General features: G+C 44.4%; 16 protein-coding genes. 11 read left to right on the top strand and 5 right to left on the bottom strand.

What is annotated here, in order from left to right; translation table 11 throughout:
- The 4 genes from DRB05_RS21195 (at position 1) to DRB05_RS21180 (ending at position 3,946) form a co-directional block, all read left to right on the top strand.
- On the top strand, positions 1 to 618 hold the full coding sequence (locus DRB05_RS21195) for a tetratricopeptide repeat protein (RefSeq protein ID WP_095728661.1): 618 nt from the start codon (positions 1 to 3) through the stop codon (positions 616 to 618).
- Positions 619 to 627: 9 nt separating this feature from the next.
- A complete protein-coding gene (bamB, locus tag DRB05_RS21190) occupies positions 628 to 1,809 on the top strand; it encodes an outer membrane protein assembly factor BamB (RefSeq protein WP_128728678.1) in 1,182 nt (393 codons plus the stop codon).
- Between the two features lie 74 nt (positions 1,810 to 1,883).
- Positions 1,884 to 3,353, top strand: coding sequence for a ribosome biogenesis GTPase Der (gene der / locus DRB05_RS21185; RefSeq protein ID WP_128728677.1), 1,470 nt, complete (start codon positions 1,884 to 1,886; stop codon positions 3,351 to 3,353).
- A gap of 206 nt (positions 3,354 to 3,559) precedes the next feature.
- Positions 3,560 to 3,946, top strand: coding sequence for a VOC family protein (locus tag DRB05_RS21180; RefSeq protein ID WP_128728676.1), 387 nt, complete (start codon positions 3,560 to 3,562; stop codon positions 3,944 to 3,946).
- A 43-nt stretch (positions 3,947 to 3,989) separates the two neighbouring features.
- On the opposite strand, the gene DRB05_RS21175 is transcribed toward DRB05_RS21180, so the two are convergent.
- From DRB05_RS21175 to DRB05_RS21160, 4 genes are all read right to left on the bottom strand, one after another.
- Positions 3,990 to 4,346, bottom strand: coding sequence for a DUF2750 domain-containing protein (locus tag DRB05_RS21175; protein WP_010605663.1), 357 nt, complete (start codon positions 4,344 to 4,346; stop codon positions 3,990 to 3,992).
- Positions 4,347 to 4,357: 11 nt separating this feature from the next.
- Positions 4,358 to 4,936, bottom strand: coding sequence for a glutathione S-transferase family protein (locus DRB05_RS21170; protein WP_128728675.1), 579 nt, complete (start codon positions 4,934 to 4,936; stop codon positions 4,358 to 4,360).
- A gap of 99 nt (positions 4,937 to 5,035) precedes the next feature.
- Positions 5,036 to 5,317: a peptidylprolyl isomerase gene (locus DRB05_RS21165; protein ID WP_010377362.1), complete on the bottom strand. Its 282-nt coding sequence runs from the start codon at positions 5,315 to 5,317 to the stop codon at positions 5,036 to 5,038.
- A 64-nt stretch (positions 5,318 to 5,381) separates the two neighbouring features.
- The gene (locus tag DRB05_RS21160) at positions 5,382 to 5,933 is read right to left on the bottom strand and encodes a glutathione peroxidase (protein WP_026000907.1); all 552 of its coding nucleotides are present in this window, start codon (positions 5,931 to 5,933) and stop codon (positions 5,382 to 5,384) included.
- Positions 5,934 to 6,000: 67 nt separating this feature from the next.
- On the opposite strand from DRB05_RS21160, the gene DRB05_RS21155 reads away from it, so the two are divergent.
- From DRB05_RS21155 to DRB05_RS21145, 3 genes are all read left to right on the top strand, one after another.
- Positions 6,001 to 6,489 (top strand): GNAT family N-acetyltransferase, encoded by a 489-nt coding sequence (locus DRB05_RS21155; RefSeq protein ID WP_128728674.1) that lies wholly within the window; start codon positions 6,001 to 6,003, stop codon positions 6,487 to 6,489.
- Between the two features lie 138 nt (positions 6,490 to 6,627).
- Positions 6,628 to 8,580 carry an ATP-binding protein gene (locus DRB05_RS21150; protein WP_128728673.1) on the top strand — a complete coding sequence of 651 codons (1,953 nt, stop codon included), beginning with the start codon at positions 6,628 to 6,630 and terminating at the stop codon, positions 8,578 to 8,580.
- A gap of 177 nt (positions 8,581 to 8,757) precedes the next feature.
- Positions 8,758 to 9,891 (top strand): response regulator, encoded by a 1,134-nt coding sequence (locus tag DRB05_RS21145; protein WP_128728672.1) that lies wholly within the window; start codon positions 8,758 to 8,760, stop codon positions 9,889 to 9,891.
- Positions 9,892 to 10,053: 162 nt separating this feature from the next.
- Here the strand turns inward: DRB05_RS21145 and queG are convergent, their stop codons facing one another.
- Positions 10,054 to 11,187: a tRNA epoxyqueuosine(34) reductase QueG gene (gene queG, locus DRB05_RS21140; protein ID WP_128728671.1), complete on the bottom strand. Its 1,134-nt coding sequence runs from the start codon at positions 11,185 to 11,187 to the stop codon at positions 10,054 to 10,056.
- Positions 11,188 to 11,198: 11 nt separating this feature from the next.
- Here queG and DRB05_RS21135 point away from each other — a divergent pair, with 11 nt between their 5' ends.
- The 4 genes from DRB05_RS21135 to mutL are packed head-to-tail and all read left to right on the top strand — an operon-like array spanning position 11,199 to position 16,358.
- Entirely contained in the window at positions 11,199 to 12,683 is a 1,485-nt protein-coding gene (locus tag DRB05_RS21135) for an NAD(P)H-hydrate dehydratase (protein ID WP_128728670.1), read from the top strand.
- Positions 12,680 to 13,153: a tRNA (adenosine(37)-N6)-threonylcarbamoyltransferase complex ATPase subunit type 1 TsaE gene (gene tsaE / locus DRB05_RS21130; protein WP_010605655.1), complete on the top strand. Its 474-nt coding sequence runs from the start codon at positions 12,680 to 12,682 to the stop codon at positions 13,151 to 13,153. The genes DRB05_RS21135 and tsaE overlap by 4 nt, the downstream gene beginning before the upstream one ends.
- Positions 13,146 to 14,489: an N-acetylmuramoyl-L-alanine amidase gene (locus tag DRB05_RS21125; protein ID WP_128728669.1), complete on the top strand. Its 1,344-nt coding sequence runs from the start codon at positions 13,146 to 13,148 to the stop codon at positions 14,487 to 14,489. The genes tsaE and DRB05_RS21125 overlap by 8 nt, the downstream gene beginning before the upstream one ends.
- A gap of 3 nt (positions 14,490 to 14,492) precedes the next feature.
- On the top strand, positions 14,493 to 16,358 hold the full coding sequence (gene mutL, locus DRB05_RS21120; RefSeq protein ID WP_240036292.1) for a DNA mismatch repair endonuclease MutL: 1,866 nt from the start codon (positions 14,493 to 14,495) through the stop codon (positions 16,356 to 16,358).
- Positions 16,359 to 16,425: the final 67 nt, after the last annotated feature.

Below are 16,425 nucleotides of genomic sequence, written 5' to 3'. Positions count from 1 at the left end.
ATGGAAATTTATTCAACAGAAGAACAACAAGCAGAAGCAATAAAACGATTTTTCCGTGAAAATGGCACAACGATTGTAGTCGGTGCTGTGCTTGGTTTAGGTGGTTTATATGGCTGGAAAGCGTATAACCAAAGCCAGATCGAGAGCGCAGAAGCAGCATCCGAAGCATACACTCAGGTTGTTGAAAGTGACGATGTACTAGCAAAAAGCGACGCTTTTGTTGCTGCAAATGCAGATTCTAACTACGCCGTGTTAGCAGCTTTCGTTGCTGCTAAAGAGGCAATCGACAAAGACGATCTTAAGCTAGCTGCTGAGAAGCTAACTTGGGCGGCTGATAATGTAGCCAACGCTGAGCTAAAAGCAACGGCGTTGTTAAGACTTGCACGTGTACAAGCGTCTCAGTCTCAATACGAACAAGCACTTGCAACACTGGCTAAGCCAATGCCTGAAGCGTTTAAGGCGCAGCTTGCTGAGATCCAAGGTGATATTTACCTTGCTCAAGGCGACAAAGATAAAGCACGAAGCGCTTATCAATCGGCATTAGAAGCAGCGGAAGGCAATAGCAATCCTATGCTGCAAATTAAACTGGATGATCTTGCACAAAAGACAACGGTTTAAGGAGCTGCCATGAAGAAGTTAACGATGGCCTCATTGGCTTTATGTGTTGCAGCACTCACCGCGGGTTGCTCTTCAAGTGATGATGAAGAAGAGTTAACGCTCCCTGAGATCAACAATCAATTCGACGCCGCTGTTGTATGGCAAGAGGGGATTGGTGACGGGGTTGAGCACTACTTTTCACGCTTATCTCCAGTAAGCTATCAAAGCACTGTTTTTGCAGCTGCCCGTGAAGGTTTAGTGACAGCATTTGACGCACAAACAGGTGAAGAAAAGTGGCGAGTTGATGTTCGTGAGAATAAGAGCTTTTGGCCATGGGAAGACAGTGACAGTGCGAAGCTGTCAGGTGGGATCACACAAGCTTATGGCAAACTGTATGTTGGTTCTGAGCACGGACAGGTTTTTGCGCTGGACCGTGAAACTGGCGAAATCGTTTGGCGTAAGTCAGTACCAGGTGAAGCGCTGTCTGCGCCAGCTGCAGGTGACGGTCTTCTTTACGTTAACTTAGGTTCAGGCAAGCTGGTTGCGCTGCACCCAGATACAGGTGAAGAGCGTTGGCACTATGAGCAAGAAGTTCCTGCGCTGACATTACGTGGTTTAAGCTCACCAACGAGCGCGAATGGTGGTGTATTGGTTGGCGAAGAAAGTGGCAAGTTAACCGCACTGAACGCTGAAAACGGTTTTACTGCTTGGAGCTCGGATGTTGCAATTGCAAAAGGGGCTTCTGAGTTTGAACGTTTGGTCGATGTTGATACTAAACCCGTTGTAAGCGGCGCATATGTGTATTCTATCGCCTATAATGGTAAACTAGTCGCTATTGATGTGCGCAGCGGCAATGTAGTGTGGGATCGTGAGTACAGTAGTTACCGAGACCTCACACTCGATCTTGACGTAATTTATTTGGTTGATAGCGACGGCGTACTGTACGCACTAGACAAAAACTCTGGTATTGAACGTTGGACACAACCTGCTCTGCGCGGTTGGTATCTAACCGCTCCTACGGTTGCTGGCAACTACGTAGTGGTTGGCGATCAGGAAGGTAACTTACACTGGCTGGATAAGAGCTCTGGTGAGTTGGTATCGCGTACCGAGTTTGATAGTTCAGGCTTTTTTGTCGAACCGATTGTGGTTGATGGCAAAGTATTTGTTTACACGCGTGATGGTGAACTTAGCGCAGTTCAAATTCCGCAGTAACTTTCTGAATTTTTAGATATTTTATGGGGCTTCGCTTTTGCGAAGCCTTTTGTTGTTTTTAAAAGAGGTAGTCTATGCTTCCTGTGATCGCTCTGGTTGGGCGACCTAATGTGGGTAAGTCCACACTGTTTAATCGTTTAACACGTACTCGTGACGCGTTAGTTGCTGACTTTCCGGGTCTGACTCGCGACCGTAAATACGGCCAAGCAAACTATGAAGGCTACGAGTTTATTGTGGTAGACACGGGTGGTATCGATGGCTCTGAAGAAGGCATTGAAACTGAAATGGCCGAGCAGTCGCTGCTTGCAATTGAAGAAGCGGATATTGTGCTATTTTTGGTGGATGCGCGCGCAGGTATGACGGTTGCTGATCAAGCTATCGCGCAGCACCTTCGTAAACAACAGAAAAACTGCTTTGTTGTCGCCAATAAAACGGATGGCATTGATGCTGACTCCAACTGTGCTGAGTTTTACCAGTTAGCGCTCGGTGACGTTCAACAGATCGCCGCCGCGCACGGTCGAGGTGTTACTCAATTATTAGAGCTGACGCTACAACCGATTATCGCTGAGCTTACGGCTCAAGATGAAGAGCTTGAGCATGACGATGAAGATATCGCCGAGCTTTACCTTGAAGGTGAAGAAGTCGAAGACGGTAAAACGGGTTTTGAAGACAAGCCTGTTAAACTCGCGATTATCGGTCGTCCAAATGTCGGTAAGTCAACACTAACTAACCGTATTTTAGGTGAAGACCGCGTTATCGTTTACGATATGCCGGGCACAACGCGCGACTCAATTTACATTCCGATGACGCGCAATGATAAAGAATACGTGTTAATCGACACTGCCGGCGTGCGTAAACGTAAGAAAGTCAGCGATGTCGTAGAGAAATTTTCGGTTATCAAAACACTGCAAGCGATTGAAGATGCCAATGTGGTATTGCTCGTTGTAGACGCGCGAGAGGGGATCTCAGATCAAGACTTGAGTCTACTTGGTTTTGCACTAAATGCGGGTCGCTCGTTGGTTATTGCGGTAAACAAATGGGATGGCCTTGATGATTATGTCAAAGAGCGCATCAAAACTGAGCTAGACAGACGACTGGGCTTTGTGGATTTTGCTCGTTTGCACTTTATCAGCGCATTACATGGTACAGGTGTTGGTCACTTGTTTGAGTCGATTGACGAAGCTTATGAATCAGCGACTAAGCGAGTAAGTACGGCAATGTTACGCCGTATTATGGATATGGCTCAGGCGGATCACCAGCCTCCACTGGTTCGTGGACGTCGGGTAAAACTTAAGTATGCACACGCAGGTGGTTATAACCCGCCGCGTATCGTTATCCACGGCAATATGGTGCATGAACTGCCAGATAGCTATAAGCGCTATTTAATGAACTACTATCGTAAAGCGCTTAACGTAATGGGTACGCCGATTAAGATTGAATTCCGCGAAGGGGATAACCCTTACGCTGGCCGTTCAAACAAAATGACGCTATCGCAAAAGCGTAAGCTTCGTGCATTTGCAAAAGAAAACCGCAATAAGCCGTAAGGCTCTTTGCGTGAAGTTTAGCTCGACGCCATCTGGTTAGTGCGTCGAGCTAAACATAAGTTCCATATCTATCCAACCGATTCCTGTTTCCACATCTGACTATAATTAACGTTAACCCAGAACTCTCTCACTTTGTTTTACCTTGCCCAACATTTGTGCTTAAGTTATATATAGTTACATTAGGTTTTATTGATAGTGAGGATTAGGTGTTTGCCAAAACGGTGATTTATGTAGAATGTGTTGAGGAAGTGCTGGATTTTTACTATCAAGCATTTGGTTTGAGCACTTTTGATATGACCGATGAAGGGGATTATGGTGAGCTAGACACCGGAGAAGTGAAACTCGCCTTTGCCAGTCATCCATTGGCCCAATCACAGTTTAGGCAAGACTATATTCGTTGCCATCCCAAACAGCCTGCACTTGGTTTTGAAATTAGCATCAGCTGTGAAAATGTCCCTGAATGCTATGATAAGGCAGTAGCCGCTGGGGCTGAGCCATTAAGCCCACCAAACCAAAAGGGCAGAGTAACACAAGCTTATGTAAGAGCCATTGAAGGGACTTTAGTTGCTTTGGTATCAAAGCCCGGTGAATAGCGGCACTCACAAGGGGTGAGCGCCATGTTGATGCGGTGTGCTTTTATTCGATATCGACAAGTAGTCTAGCAAGACCAACGGGCTCGATTTCAACACAAACGTTGTCATCGTTCCAGTTTAGACCAACGAGTGCATCATCTTCTTTTAGGTCGAGCACCCATTCGTCAAGAAAACTTTCAACATCAATACTCATCGGCGAGAACTCACTCCACTCGTCGCGACATTGAGCTTGCGCTTTTTCTTCACTATCCCACAGCAATAACACATCAGTCTCGTCAAACTGGTTAGAGTCAACCACAACCATGCCACCGTCATCAGAGCTAAGTGCCCAAACGCTTTCAGTATTTTTTACTTGCTCAATAAACTCACTGACTTCTGAGCCAATTTCTTCTTCATTCATCATAGGTGTTCTCAATTTCGTGGATCAGTTTGCTGGGCGATTGCTTGGCTTTGCCAACGGCTATGAAATGCCATTAGGTTGGTGTAATCGCTCAGGTCGACGAGCTCTCTAAATAGAACCCAATCAATAAGGCAGTATAAACTGATTTGGAGATAATCACAGTGTAAAAACTCTTCTGTCACACACTCTTCATTGAGATAGTGCAGGGTATGGCCAATTCGCTCCCGCTGTAGATTAAAAAATAGTTTATCTTGTTCAATGTCAAAACCAGAGCGCTTACTAAGTAACAGCTCCACCAAAGAATCATTGCAGGCATTGATAAGGACCAACCAGTTTTCTTGATCCCAACTGGGAAATGGAAGTTGATGCTTTTCGCGGAGGTAGCGAACAATCAAATTGGAATCACAAATAAGTTGTGCATCGTCTATTAAAAATGGGATCTTACGAGCAGGATTATGGCGAATAAGTTCGTCATGGCCTGCTTCAGAAAATATGTCTATATGCTGGTAGCTCATTGGGAGCTGTTTAGCCGCGGCCCACATTCTAATTCGACGGGCGTATGGACTGGTGTTCGAACCGATAAGTTTCATGCCATCATTCCTTCAACTAAGTATCTTTCGCTCATTCAGAAAATGTAGCGAGTTGGTATTACGGAATGATGGCGAAGTGATTCAATTTTCGCAAGCGAATTAATCGCTACGACTGGTTACCTCAAGCAAGTGAAAACCAAATTGCGTTTGCACTGGCCCTTGTACTTGATTGATTGGGGCTGAAAAAACCACTTTATCGAATTCAGGCACCATCATGCCCGGTCCGAACTCACCTAGCGCACCACCATCTTGGCCCGACGGGCAATTGGAGTACTGCTTTGCGATTTCTGCGAAATCTTCCCCTGCTGCAATGCGTTCTTTGAGCTCCATGCATTGCGCTTCACTATCTACTAGGATGTGTCTTGCACTAGCGATTGCCATAATTTCTCCGATGATTATTTATTATTCATACTTTATTCTAATCTAGGTACGTTAAAAAATCAGCTTATCTAGGCAAGAGTTTTTCAATTTCGCTAGTGAGCTCGTCAGACATAGGTTTAGTGCGGCTGTTAAAACGCTTAATTGTTTTACGATCAGCTGACACTAAGTATTTGTAAAAATTCCAGTTTGGAGAGCTTGTTACTTCATTCAAATGTTGGAAAATGGGGTTGGCATCAGAGCCTCTGACTTCCGAGGTAGCAAACATATTGAAGGTTACGCCGTAGTTGATAAAACAGACTTTTGCAGTTTCTTTCTCGTCGTCTTCTTCTTGGAAAAAGTCATCAGAGGGAAACCCAAGTACAACAAGGCCTTTATCTTGATATTTTTGATGTAGTTGCTCTAGGCCTTCAAACTGACCAGTAAATCCACAGTTACTGGCTGTGTTTACGATGAGGAGTGGTTTGTCTTTAAATTCACACAGGTTGAGTGAGTCGTCAGAACGCAGTTTTCGCAGCTCAACATTGGTAAAATCATCACAGCTGGATGTCTTTGCATACGCGTTACTCGAGATTAGGAAACCAAGCGCTAAGCTCAGAATCGAAAGACTTTTTATCATCAGTGCTTTCCTTTTATTTATGTTATCTCTTATGATACGAAAATATTCGTTACCTTGATCAGCCTTCATGAATATTAGACTCGCCAAACAGCATGACCTTTGTGCCATTGTAGCCATCTACAACGAAACGATACCGAGCCGCAAAGTCACGGCGGATACGGAGCCCGTAAGCGTAGCACAAAAGCAAAGTTGGTTCGCCGGACATACGCAAAATCGCCCAATTTATGTGGTAGAGCAGGCAGATGAGGTGGTTGCGTGGATAAGCTTTAGCAGCTTTTATGGACGCCCTGCCTACGATGGTACGGCTGAGGTGAGTATTTATCTTGCAAAAGCCGCACAAGGCCAAGGGTTAGGTAGTAAACTCATGGATTTTGCGGAGCAGCAAGCGCCAACCCTGTTTATAACAACGTTACTTGGCTTTATTTTTTCTCATAATCTCCCCAGTATCCGCTTGTTTGAAAAGCACGGTTATAAAAAGTGGGGAGAATTACCCAATGTCGCGGTTATGGATGGTAATCGCTATAGCTTGACGATTTTGGGTAAGTCTCTCGCTTAGTTTGATATGCCGTTGGACTATTGTTTCAAAAAGTAAGTGTAGTCGCCGCGTAGAACATATCAAAATAGTGCTATTTTTTAGCGTCTTGTGATTCTTCTACTAAACTGGATCTCAGAATTATCGGTAAAGGATCTGGTTATGACGAATCGCGTGCTGATTATTGACAGCAGCAGTGTGCAAGCGATGCGAGTAAAGGTATTATTTGAGTTACTCGGTGGTGAGGTAGAGCATGTGCATTACCGGAGTCTAGAAGCAAATCTCGATTTCGATAAATTTGATGTCATCGTTATCGCTCATGGTGTGCCCGCCAATAAGCTCCAAGCGTTATACCAATTAAGAGAACATGATAAGTTAGTTTTATTGGCTCCAAAACCCGACAATGCGGAGCACTTGAAGTCGTTTAGCGAAATTAACCGTGCCCTACCAAATGGTATTGTTATCTATCCCTTCTTTGCCAATAAAGATATTACTGGCTTGCTTGAGCGCCTACTGGAAATCGGTTCTACTAACACCTTAGTACTGCCTAAAGTATTGCTGGTCGACCATCATACTCCTCGTCTTGAAGCCTTGGCAAACGGCCTGCGTGGTGCACAATTAGCTGTCACAACCGCCACAACGCTCAATGAAGCGATGCAAGTCGTTGAACGACAGTCGGTCGACCTTTTGATCTGTGATTTTAATCTAGAGAAAGATACCGGTTTAGATGTATTTAATAAAGTTCGTCAAGTGCATCACAATTGCCGCTGCTTATTGATGACTTCTCGGGTTAATCAAGTGGATATGTTAGAAGCCGTGCGTCAAGGGGTTGAAGACATTCTGATCAAGCCGTTTGATGAGAGCGATTTATTACAAAGCTTACATAAACTATGGCAAACGGAGTTATTGAGGCGCCATAACCAAGAGCTAGTTGAGCGTTTACAGGATACGGTAGACGCATTGATAGAGCGCGATAGTCTGTTGCGAGTGATTTACAAGCATACCCCAGATCCGATTATGTTGTTCAATCGTCAAGGTCATATCATTGAAGCAAATGACGCGTGTTGCGAGTTGTTTGAACTTACACAAGAAGAATTACAGCCGTTATCGATTTTTGAGCTATTTGATGAAATATCAGTATCGCAATTGCGCGACTTAATGAAGCATGTTGGTATGTTAAAGCACTTCAACTGTGAACTGAGTTTGCCAAAAGCTGGCGAACGCAGCATTCCTTTAATGGGAACGTTTAATGAAATTGATCATCATGGAGATATGGCATTTGCCGTCATTTTTAAAAATGTCTCAAAGCTTAAAGAGCAGCAAGAAGTGTTAGAAGAAACCAAAGAGTTGCTAGAGTTTGAAGTGCAAGCTCGAACAGCACAGTTACAAAAAGCTAAAGAGGCGGCGGAAGCGGCTAATCTATCAAAATCTGAATTTTTGGCCAATATGTCCCATGAATTACGCACGCCAATGCACTCCATTTTAAGTTTCGCTCGATTTGGTTTAGATAAACTCACGGCTCCTGAAGTACCTACAGATAAACTCAAAAAATATTTATCTCGTATCGAAACCAGCGGTGAGCGCCTATTGGTGCTTCTTAATAACTTGCTTGATTTATCAAAACTAGATGCGGGACGTTTTCCATTTAATCCAAGTTTCCATAATTTGATTAATGTGATCCAAAGCGGCATTGAAGATGTGTCCGGCACTGCGCTTGAGAAAAAGATAAAAATTCGCTTTGAAAAGCCAGAACAAGGCGTGATGACCTTTTGCGATCCGGAGCAAATGAACCAAGTGATCAGAAACTTATTAGGTAATGCGCTCAAGTTTAGTCCTGAAGGTAGTGAGGTGAGAGTACTGCTAAGCTGTAAAGATCAAGATATTCATATCAAGATCACCGACCAAGGAGTTGGTATTCCTGATGATGAATTGGAGCAAATTTTTGCCAAGTTTGTACAAAGTAGTAAAACAGACAGCGGTGCTGGCGGCACGGGATTAGGCCTTGCTATTTGTAAGGAGTTTATTTTATTGCACAAAGGGCAGATATACGCAGAAAACAATCCTGAGGGCGGTGCGTGTATTAATGTGAGCTTGCCTTTAATAGAGCACCTTTAAAGTAATGCGATGTAATTGGTGTGATTGGAAAGGCGTTGAGTAAGCGTCTATAAATAATAATAGAGCTTGTAAAAATACAATGTGGTTGGGAGCTGTTGAAGCATAGATCTGAAGTTACCGTATTTTCCCCGCAGTACCTTTTCCCATTGTGAACCAACAAAGGAAGGACATCCATTTATGGCTTTACGAAGAATCTTAGCTGTTGACGACGAACCATTTAATTTAGAAATCATTGAAGAGATTTTAGAAGACTTAGACTTTGAATTAAAAACCGTTGAAAGTGGTCATGAATGTCTAGCTGTAGTTGAAGACTTCGATCCTCAAGTGATTTTGCTTGATGTAAGCATGCCAAAGATGAGCGGTTATGAGGTGTGTAAGGCGATTAAAGCCAACCCAAATACACAGCATATTATTGTTATGTTTGTGTCGGCAAGAGGTTCTGTTGAAGAGCGGATGGAAGGCTATTCGGTTGGTGCTGAAGATTATATTGTTAAGCCGTTTGGCCAAGGTGAGTTAAAAGCTAAGCTCACGCACTTGAACCAAATGCTATTAGAAAAAGATATTCTGGCTCAGCAAATTGAGGATGCAACTTCCACGGCATTTAGCGCCATGGCTAATAGCAGTGAAATGGGGCAGATTGTTAACTACATTGAGCAAATTGGTGACATAGAAACGATCCCGAGACTGGCAGAAGCGCTATGTCAATGTTTAAAGGGACTGGGACTTAATTGTAATGTTGAGGTCCGGCTTGAGGGACAAAAACATCACTTCGCAACTGCGGGTATTTGTTCGCCTATCGTGATTGAATTATTTGAGATCTTACACACCAAAGGGCGATTACATGAATTTACCAATCGCATACTGGTTAACTACCCGTTTTTGAGTATTTTGATCCTCAATATGCCGGGAGATGATCCTGATAAACACGGAAGGTTACGGGATCATATTTGTTTTATTGCCAGTGTAACTGAGCAACAGTTGATTGCCATTTCTACTAAACGCAAGCTGGTACAGCAACATGAAGATTTGGAAGAAGCGATAAAAATGGTGCAGGGTAAGTTTAACAGCATGGTGTCGCTGCTTGATAAAAATCGTCAAGAAAATGAAGAAGTATTCCGCTCACTACAGGAGCTATTCGAAGAGCGCATTCCGACGATGGGCTTAGATGAAGATCAGGAGATGTTTATCTATCAAAACGTCGATAAAGCGATTCAAAGTTCAGTGGCACGAGAAGAAAGTGTGCGAGAAGTGAAAAGTGGTTTCTATGATATCGAGGAAGATTTAAAACTACTTTCCCGACGTTCAGAATAGTCTCTTTCACTTCCAATACCGCCGTAGGTCGCGCTTTAGCGCGACTTTTTTAACGCAATACTGTTCACCTATTTAGCCGTAGGTCGCGCTTTAGCGCGACTTTTTTAACGCAATTCTGTTCACCTATTTGGCCGTAGGTCGTGCTTTAGCGCGACAATCCAGCTAAGCGTCTCGTGGTAAGCCCTTTTCAATAATGCGGATCAGCCTTGCTTTTTTGCGCTCATGTTGATCTGACTTTTGCCTTTGTTGCTCCAGCGCCCAGTCGATATGTTCGATAACAAGGGGAGTGGTATTTTGACGCTTTGCTTCCAGCGCTATAACGATAGCTTCATCGTATTGTGCATTGCCAAGGCCAACGGCTAAATTTCGTAGCCAACGTTCATGTCCAATCCGACGAATGGGGCTACCTTCGGTGTTCTTCAAAAATGTTGCTTCATCCCAAGCAAATAAACTCAATAACTGCTGATCTTTCAGTTGAGTTCGCGGCAAAAAGTCGGTTTCTTCCGTTATTTGGCCATAGCGATTCCACGGGCAAACTAACTGGCAATCATCACAACCGTATATCCGGTTGCCCATTTTTGCCCTAAACTCTTCTGGAATAGCGCCTTGAAGCTCTATGGTGAGATACGAAATACAGCGTCTTGCATCGACGACATAAGGTTCGACTATAGCGCCGGTGGGGCATAAAGTTAGACAGGCAGTACAACGGCCGCAACCCTCTTCTTGGTTTGGTTTATCAATAGGAAGAGGAATATCAACAAACAGTTCACCCAAGAAAAACCAAGAGCCCGCCTGCTTATTAATCACTAGACTGTTTTTTCCACGCCAGCCAAGCCCAGCTTTTTCTGCAATTTGTCGCTCCAGCACTGGGGCAGAGTCAACAAAAGGACGAAACCCTAACGCCCCGACTTCTTGCTCAATTTTTTGTCCGAGCTGCTTGAGTCTGTTGCGCATCACTTTATGATAGTCTCGGCCTAATGCATAACGAGAGATGTAGGCGGTGGTTTTATTACCAAGCGCTCTGGCAAAGCTAGCATCAGGTGGCAGGTAGTTCATTTTTACCGAAATAATACGCTGAGTGCCAGGAACCAATTCAGCGGGGCGAGCACGTTTCATTCCATGCGCCGCCATATACGCCATCTCACCATGATAGCCAGCGTCTAACCAGCGCTGAAGTTGCGCTTCATGCTCACGTAAATCAATGTCGGTTATACCGACTTCTGCAAAGCCAAGTTCTTGGCCCCATTGCTTAATTTGTGCTGCAAGTTCACTATAATTGATATTATCGGTCGTCACGGGAAGAAATAATGGCTAATGAATACACGGACAATTTACCACAATTTGCTTATTCAGCCCAACAAGTGCAGCAATATGAAGCAAAAGCCGCTAAGCTATCAGGCACTGATCTAAGTACCTTAATGCAACGAGCTGGGGCCGCTGCATTTCGCTTTATTGAAAACAGCCAGCCCAAATCCAGCCATATCTTAATTATCACCGGTAAAGGCAATAATGCAGGAGACGGTTTTGTCGTCGCTCAATTATGTCAACAGGCTGGGTTTTCCGTCACCGTCTTTGCGTTATTTGCACCCGAAAGCTTAACGGGTGATGCGCAGCAGGCATTCTCTCAATACCAAGGCGCATTGGTTTTTTCTTTAAACGATGCAGAGTTAAGTCAGTTTTCGGTTGTGGTTGATGGCGTGTTCGGCACTGGTTTTAGAGGTGAGTTGCCTGAGCATGTTTGCCTTTGTTATGACAGAATAAATAAACTGCCGGTTACTAGGTTGGCACTTGATGTACCGAGCGGTATAAATGCCACAACAGGAGAAGTTGCATCTAGTGCATTTTTAGCTACCGAAACCATTACCTTTATCGCGTTAAAACAGGGCTTACTTAGCGGCTCAGCTAAGTGTTTTGTGGGAACGTTATTGTTAGCCGACTTGGATGTTGGTGAAGCATTCAAAACTCTAGTAACGCCAACTTCTAATTATTTAAATCATGAAACATTAATGGCAGCAAGGCCACTGCGAGCACTAGATAGCTATAAAAATGCACATGGCCATGTGTTACTTATTGGCGGTAATCGTGGTATGGCTGGGGCAATTCGATTGGCAGCAGAAGCCGCTCTGCGAGCAGGGGCTGGCCTTGTATCGGTCGCTACTCATCCTGATAATATCGCGAGCGTCTTGCAGGGGCGCTTTGAATTAATGGTACACGGTGTTGAGAGTACGAATGAGTTATCGCCATTGATGAAAAAAGCCAGTGTGATAGTGCTTGGTCCCGGGCTTGGTCAAGACGCTTGGGCCAAAGCTCTCTTTAACTGTGCGATGGCAACTGAATTGCCGATGGTTGTGGATGCTGATGGGCTCAATTGTTTAGCGCATGCACCGAGGCAAAAATCAAACTGGGTGTTAACGCCTCACCTAGGTGAAGCTAGACGATTATTGAACCACTTAGAGACACCACTAAATGAACACGACCGCTTCGCGGTGGCTAAAAAAATTAGCCATGAATATGGCGCTGTTACGGTACTAAAAGGGCCGGGCAGTTTGATATCTGAAGGTGAGCGGATAAATATTAATCGTTCAGGCTGTGCAGGAATGGCGAGTGCTGGGATGGGCGATGTTTTATCTGGTATCATAGGCGGTTTAATTGCCCAAGGGATGGAAGCATTTGCTGCAACAAACCTAGCCGTGTATATTCATGGTTTGGCTGCCGAGCAGGCTGCTCATGATGGCGAAAAAGGTATGTTGGCCGGGGATTTATTCGAACATATTCGAGGTATTTTAGGGTGACGACAGGTCATATGAAATTCGATTTGGCTGATGAGCCAGCAACAGTTGCCATGGGTAATAAAATTGCCAATGTTATTCGTCAAGGTGCGGTACTATTTTTACACGGTGATTTAGGCGCAGGTAAAACTACGCTCACTCGCGGGATCGTGCAAAGCCTTGGTCATTCAGGTAAGGTAAAAAGTCCAACTTATACCTTAGTTGAACCTTATGAACTGGATGATGTCTCAATATATCATTTTGATTTATATCGATTAGGTTCGCCTGAAGAGCTCGAATACATGGGGATCCGGGATTACTTTGCAAGTAATGCTATCTGTGTTGTTGAGTGGCCTGAAAAAGGTGAAGGCTTTATTCCAAACCCAGATATAGACGTCACAATGCAGTATGCTGGTGATGGCCGTCAAATTACACTTGAGGCCAAGTCTAGCCGCGGCGAGGCACTATTAAAACAATTACAAGATTATGCGTAATCAGCCGACTATTAGTTATATTTTCATTTTAATCTGCATGCTCTTAACGAGTATGCACAGCATCGCCCAAAACGCCATCGAAAGTGTGCGTGTTTGGCCCTCCCCAGAAAGCACTCGTATTGTTTTTGATATGAGTGATAAGCCAGATTACAGCTATTTTGTGCTGAAAAATCCGCTGCGCTTGGTTATCGACCTTGAAAACACCAAGCAAAAAAAAGACTTTCCGAGTGTTCCTGACGAACATCGAGTTGTCAATAAGGTGCGCCACAGCAAGCCGAAAAACAACAATTCTGCACGTATTGTTGTGGAGCTTAGCCGCAGCGCTACGCCAAAAATCTTTGCGCTAGCACCAACTGGCCCGTATAAAAACCGCTTAGTCGTTGATTTGTATGGTAAGCAGATGAGTGCTTATGACGATACAAAAACTGCCACACCACGAAAAACACTCGCGCAAGATAGAGATATAGTCATCGCCATCGATGCTGGTCATGGTGGTGAAGATCCAGGTTCTATTGGACCTTCTGGTACTTATGAAAAGCTCGTAACCATTCAAATTGCGAAGCGTTTAGCACGCTTAGTCGATAGCCAGCCGGGAATGAGCGCAAAGCTTATTCGTACTGGCGATTATTACCTTAAGTTGAATACGAGAACCGCAAGAGCACGCGAAAGAAAAGCGGATTTCTTTGTGTCTATTCACGCAGATGCCTTCACCAGCCCTCAACCACGCGGTGCGTCGGTTTGGGTGTTATCATTGCGCAGAGCAAATTCAGAAATAGGTAAATGGCTAGAAGACAAAGAAAAACACTCACAATTATTGGGAGGGGCTGCCGATTTAATTAAAGATACGGCCAACGAAAAGTATTTGGCCAAAGCGCTACTTGATATGTCGATGGAACACTCGATGAAAACTGGGTTTCAGGTCGCAGAAGAAGTCGTCAAAGAACTGAAAAAAGTGGCAAAAATGCACAAGAGCAGACCGCAAGCCGCAAACTTTGGGGTATTAAAATCACCAGATATACCTTCGATCCTGGTGGAAACTGGCTTTATTTCAAATCCCAAAGAAGAAAAGCTATTAATGTCTCCACATTATCAAGAGCGTTTAGCTCGAGCGATTTTTAGTTCGATAAAGGGCTATTATGAGAAGAACCCACCGGATAATTCGCTCTTTGCGCGAATGCAATCCAACAAGCCGGTTACGCATAAAGTAAAAAGTGGCGAGTCATTGAGTGTGCTGGCTAGCCGTTATGGTATTACGGTCAGTGAACTGAAAAAAGCAAATAACCTGAAAAGCAATACCTTGTTTATTGGGCAAGTCTTAACTATTCCAAAAGCGTAAATGATGACGATAGAAATACTTCCAGCTCGGTTGGCCAACCAAATCGCTGCCGGTGAGGTGGTGGAGCGGCCAGCGTCCGTTGTGAAAGAGCTGGTGGAAAACAGTATTGATGCTGGTGCGACGCGCATTCAAATAGATATTGAGCGTGGAGGGCACAAGCTCATTCGGATCCGTGATAACGGTATTGGTATTGTTAAAGACGAGCTGATGTTGGCGTTGTCTCGCCACGCGACAAGTAAACTGAAAAGTTTGGACGATCTGGAATGTATTGCTTCGCTTGGCTTTCGAGGTGAGGCGCTGGCATCCATCAGTTCAGTATCGCGGCTGACTCTGAGCTCTAAGCCGCAAGCGCAAGAAACTGCTTGGCAAGCTTTCGCTGAAGGGCGAGATATGGCTGTGCAGGTTCAACCTACCGCGCATCCAGATGGCACCACCATTGAAGTCAAAGATCTGTTTTTCAACACGCCTGCGCGCAGGAAGTTTTTACGCACCGAAAAAACCGAGTTTAGCCATATTGATGAATTGGTTAAGCGCATTGCATTGAGTCGTTTTGATGTTGCCATCACGCTCACTCATAACCAAAAGGTGGTTCGTCAATATCGCCCACGCACTATTGAAAAAGGGGTTGAGCGAGTTGCGCAAGTTGGCGGTAAAGCATTCTTACAGCAAGCAAGCTTTATTGACTCAGGGCATGAGGGACTGAGGTTATTTGGTTGGGTGTTACCTGCGGGGGTGAACAACGGCACACAATATACCTACGTAAATGGTCGTATGATGCGAGATAAGCTCATCTTGCATGCGATTCGTCAAGCATTTGATGAATCAATCGGGCATGAAGATCTCCCCGGTTTTGTCATATATCTTGAATTAGACCCGAGACAAGTTGACGTTAACGTCCACCCAGCGAAACACGAAGTTCGTTTTCATCAAGCGCGCTTGGTTCACGATTTTATTGTACAAGCAATAAAGCAGGTCGCGACGGAACAAATTGATCTACCTTATACAATCGAGACTGAGACTCAAGGACCTGATACCACCTCGCCATTATTTACGCCTCAAGAACAGGTAGATGAAACCTATCATCAAAGTTATCGTTCAACCCTACAGCCCGAAACACAAGCGCAGGCCTATTCGGCTCCAAGTGCCTTTGGCGAGCGTTCTGAAGCATCAAGAGCAGCCTCAAGTAGTGGTCGAAGTAATTATGGCGGTGCAACAGGCTGTGGCAAAAAGCAGGTCAATGTGAACCAGCTCTATCAAGGGCTATCACACCAACAAATGCAGCACTTCGATAAAGTTGAAGAAGGTGCATTACCGCCAAGTGAAGTAAGTAGCGTCCCGATATCCGCCAGTAAATCTAGCTGGATGTTGTTGCCACAAGGCAAAGTTATGCTTGAGCAAGACAATCAGTTGTTGTTTGGTGATTGTAGGCAGGGACTATTGCCATATTGGCAGATGCAAATTGAACAAGATGGCACACTGCAAGGCAAAGCGCTGTTGTTACCTGTGCGCATCAAGTTAGATAAAGCCGTACTGGAAGCATTACAGCAGCGTGAAACTTGGTTGGCAATTTTAGGGTTTGCGATTGAAATTTTTGATGGCCATATTTTAGTTAAAAAATTGCCTGTGTCGCTCTATAGCATAGATGTTGGTGAAATTTCTAAGCAAATGATGGAACCAAGCTCAGATGCTGAACTCCAAGATTGGTTACAGTGGTTAGAAGTCTCAACACCAAGTAGCTATTTCGATAGCCAGCATTTTGATTTAGTTAAAGAAAAATTACTTTCGAAAGCCTCATGTTTGGCTCGTATTCATAAAAGTGCAGTTACAATTGATACCCAGAAGTTGGTCAGTTTTTTAAGTTCGCAGTAATTCGTGCCTAAGTAGGTATTAATTACCATGTACTATCAGCTATAATACGAGATTAGTGCAGTTTATT

The organism is Pseudoalteromonas sp. A757 (assembly GCF_004103285.1).
GTDB lineage: Bacteria > Pseudomonadota > Gammaproteobacteria > Enterobacterales > Alteromonadaceae > Pseudoalteromonas > Pseudoalteromonas galatheae.
The sequence above is the reverse complement of the archived record's forward strand: the minus strand, read 5'-3'. Positions and strand labels throughout refer to the sequence as shown.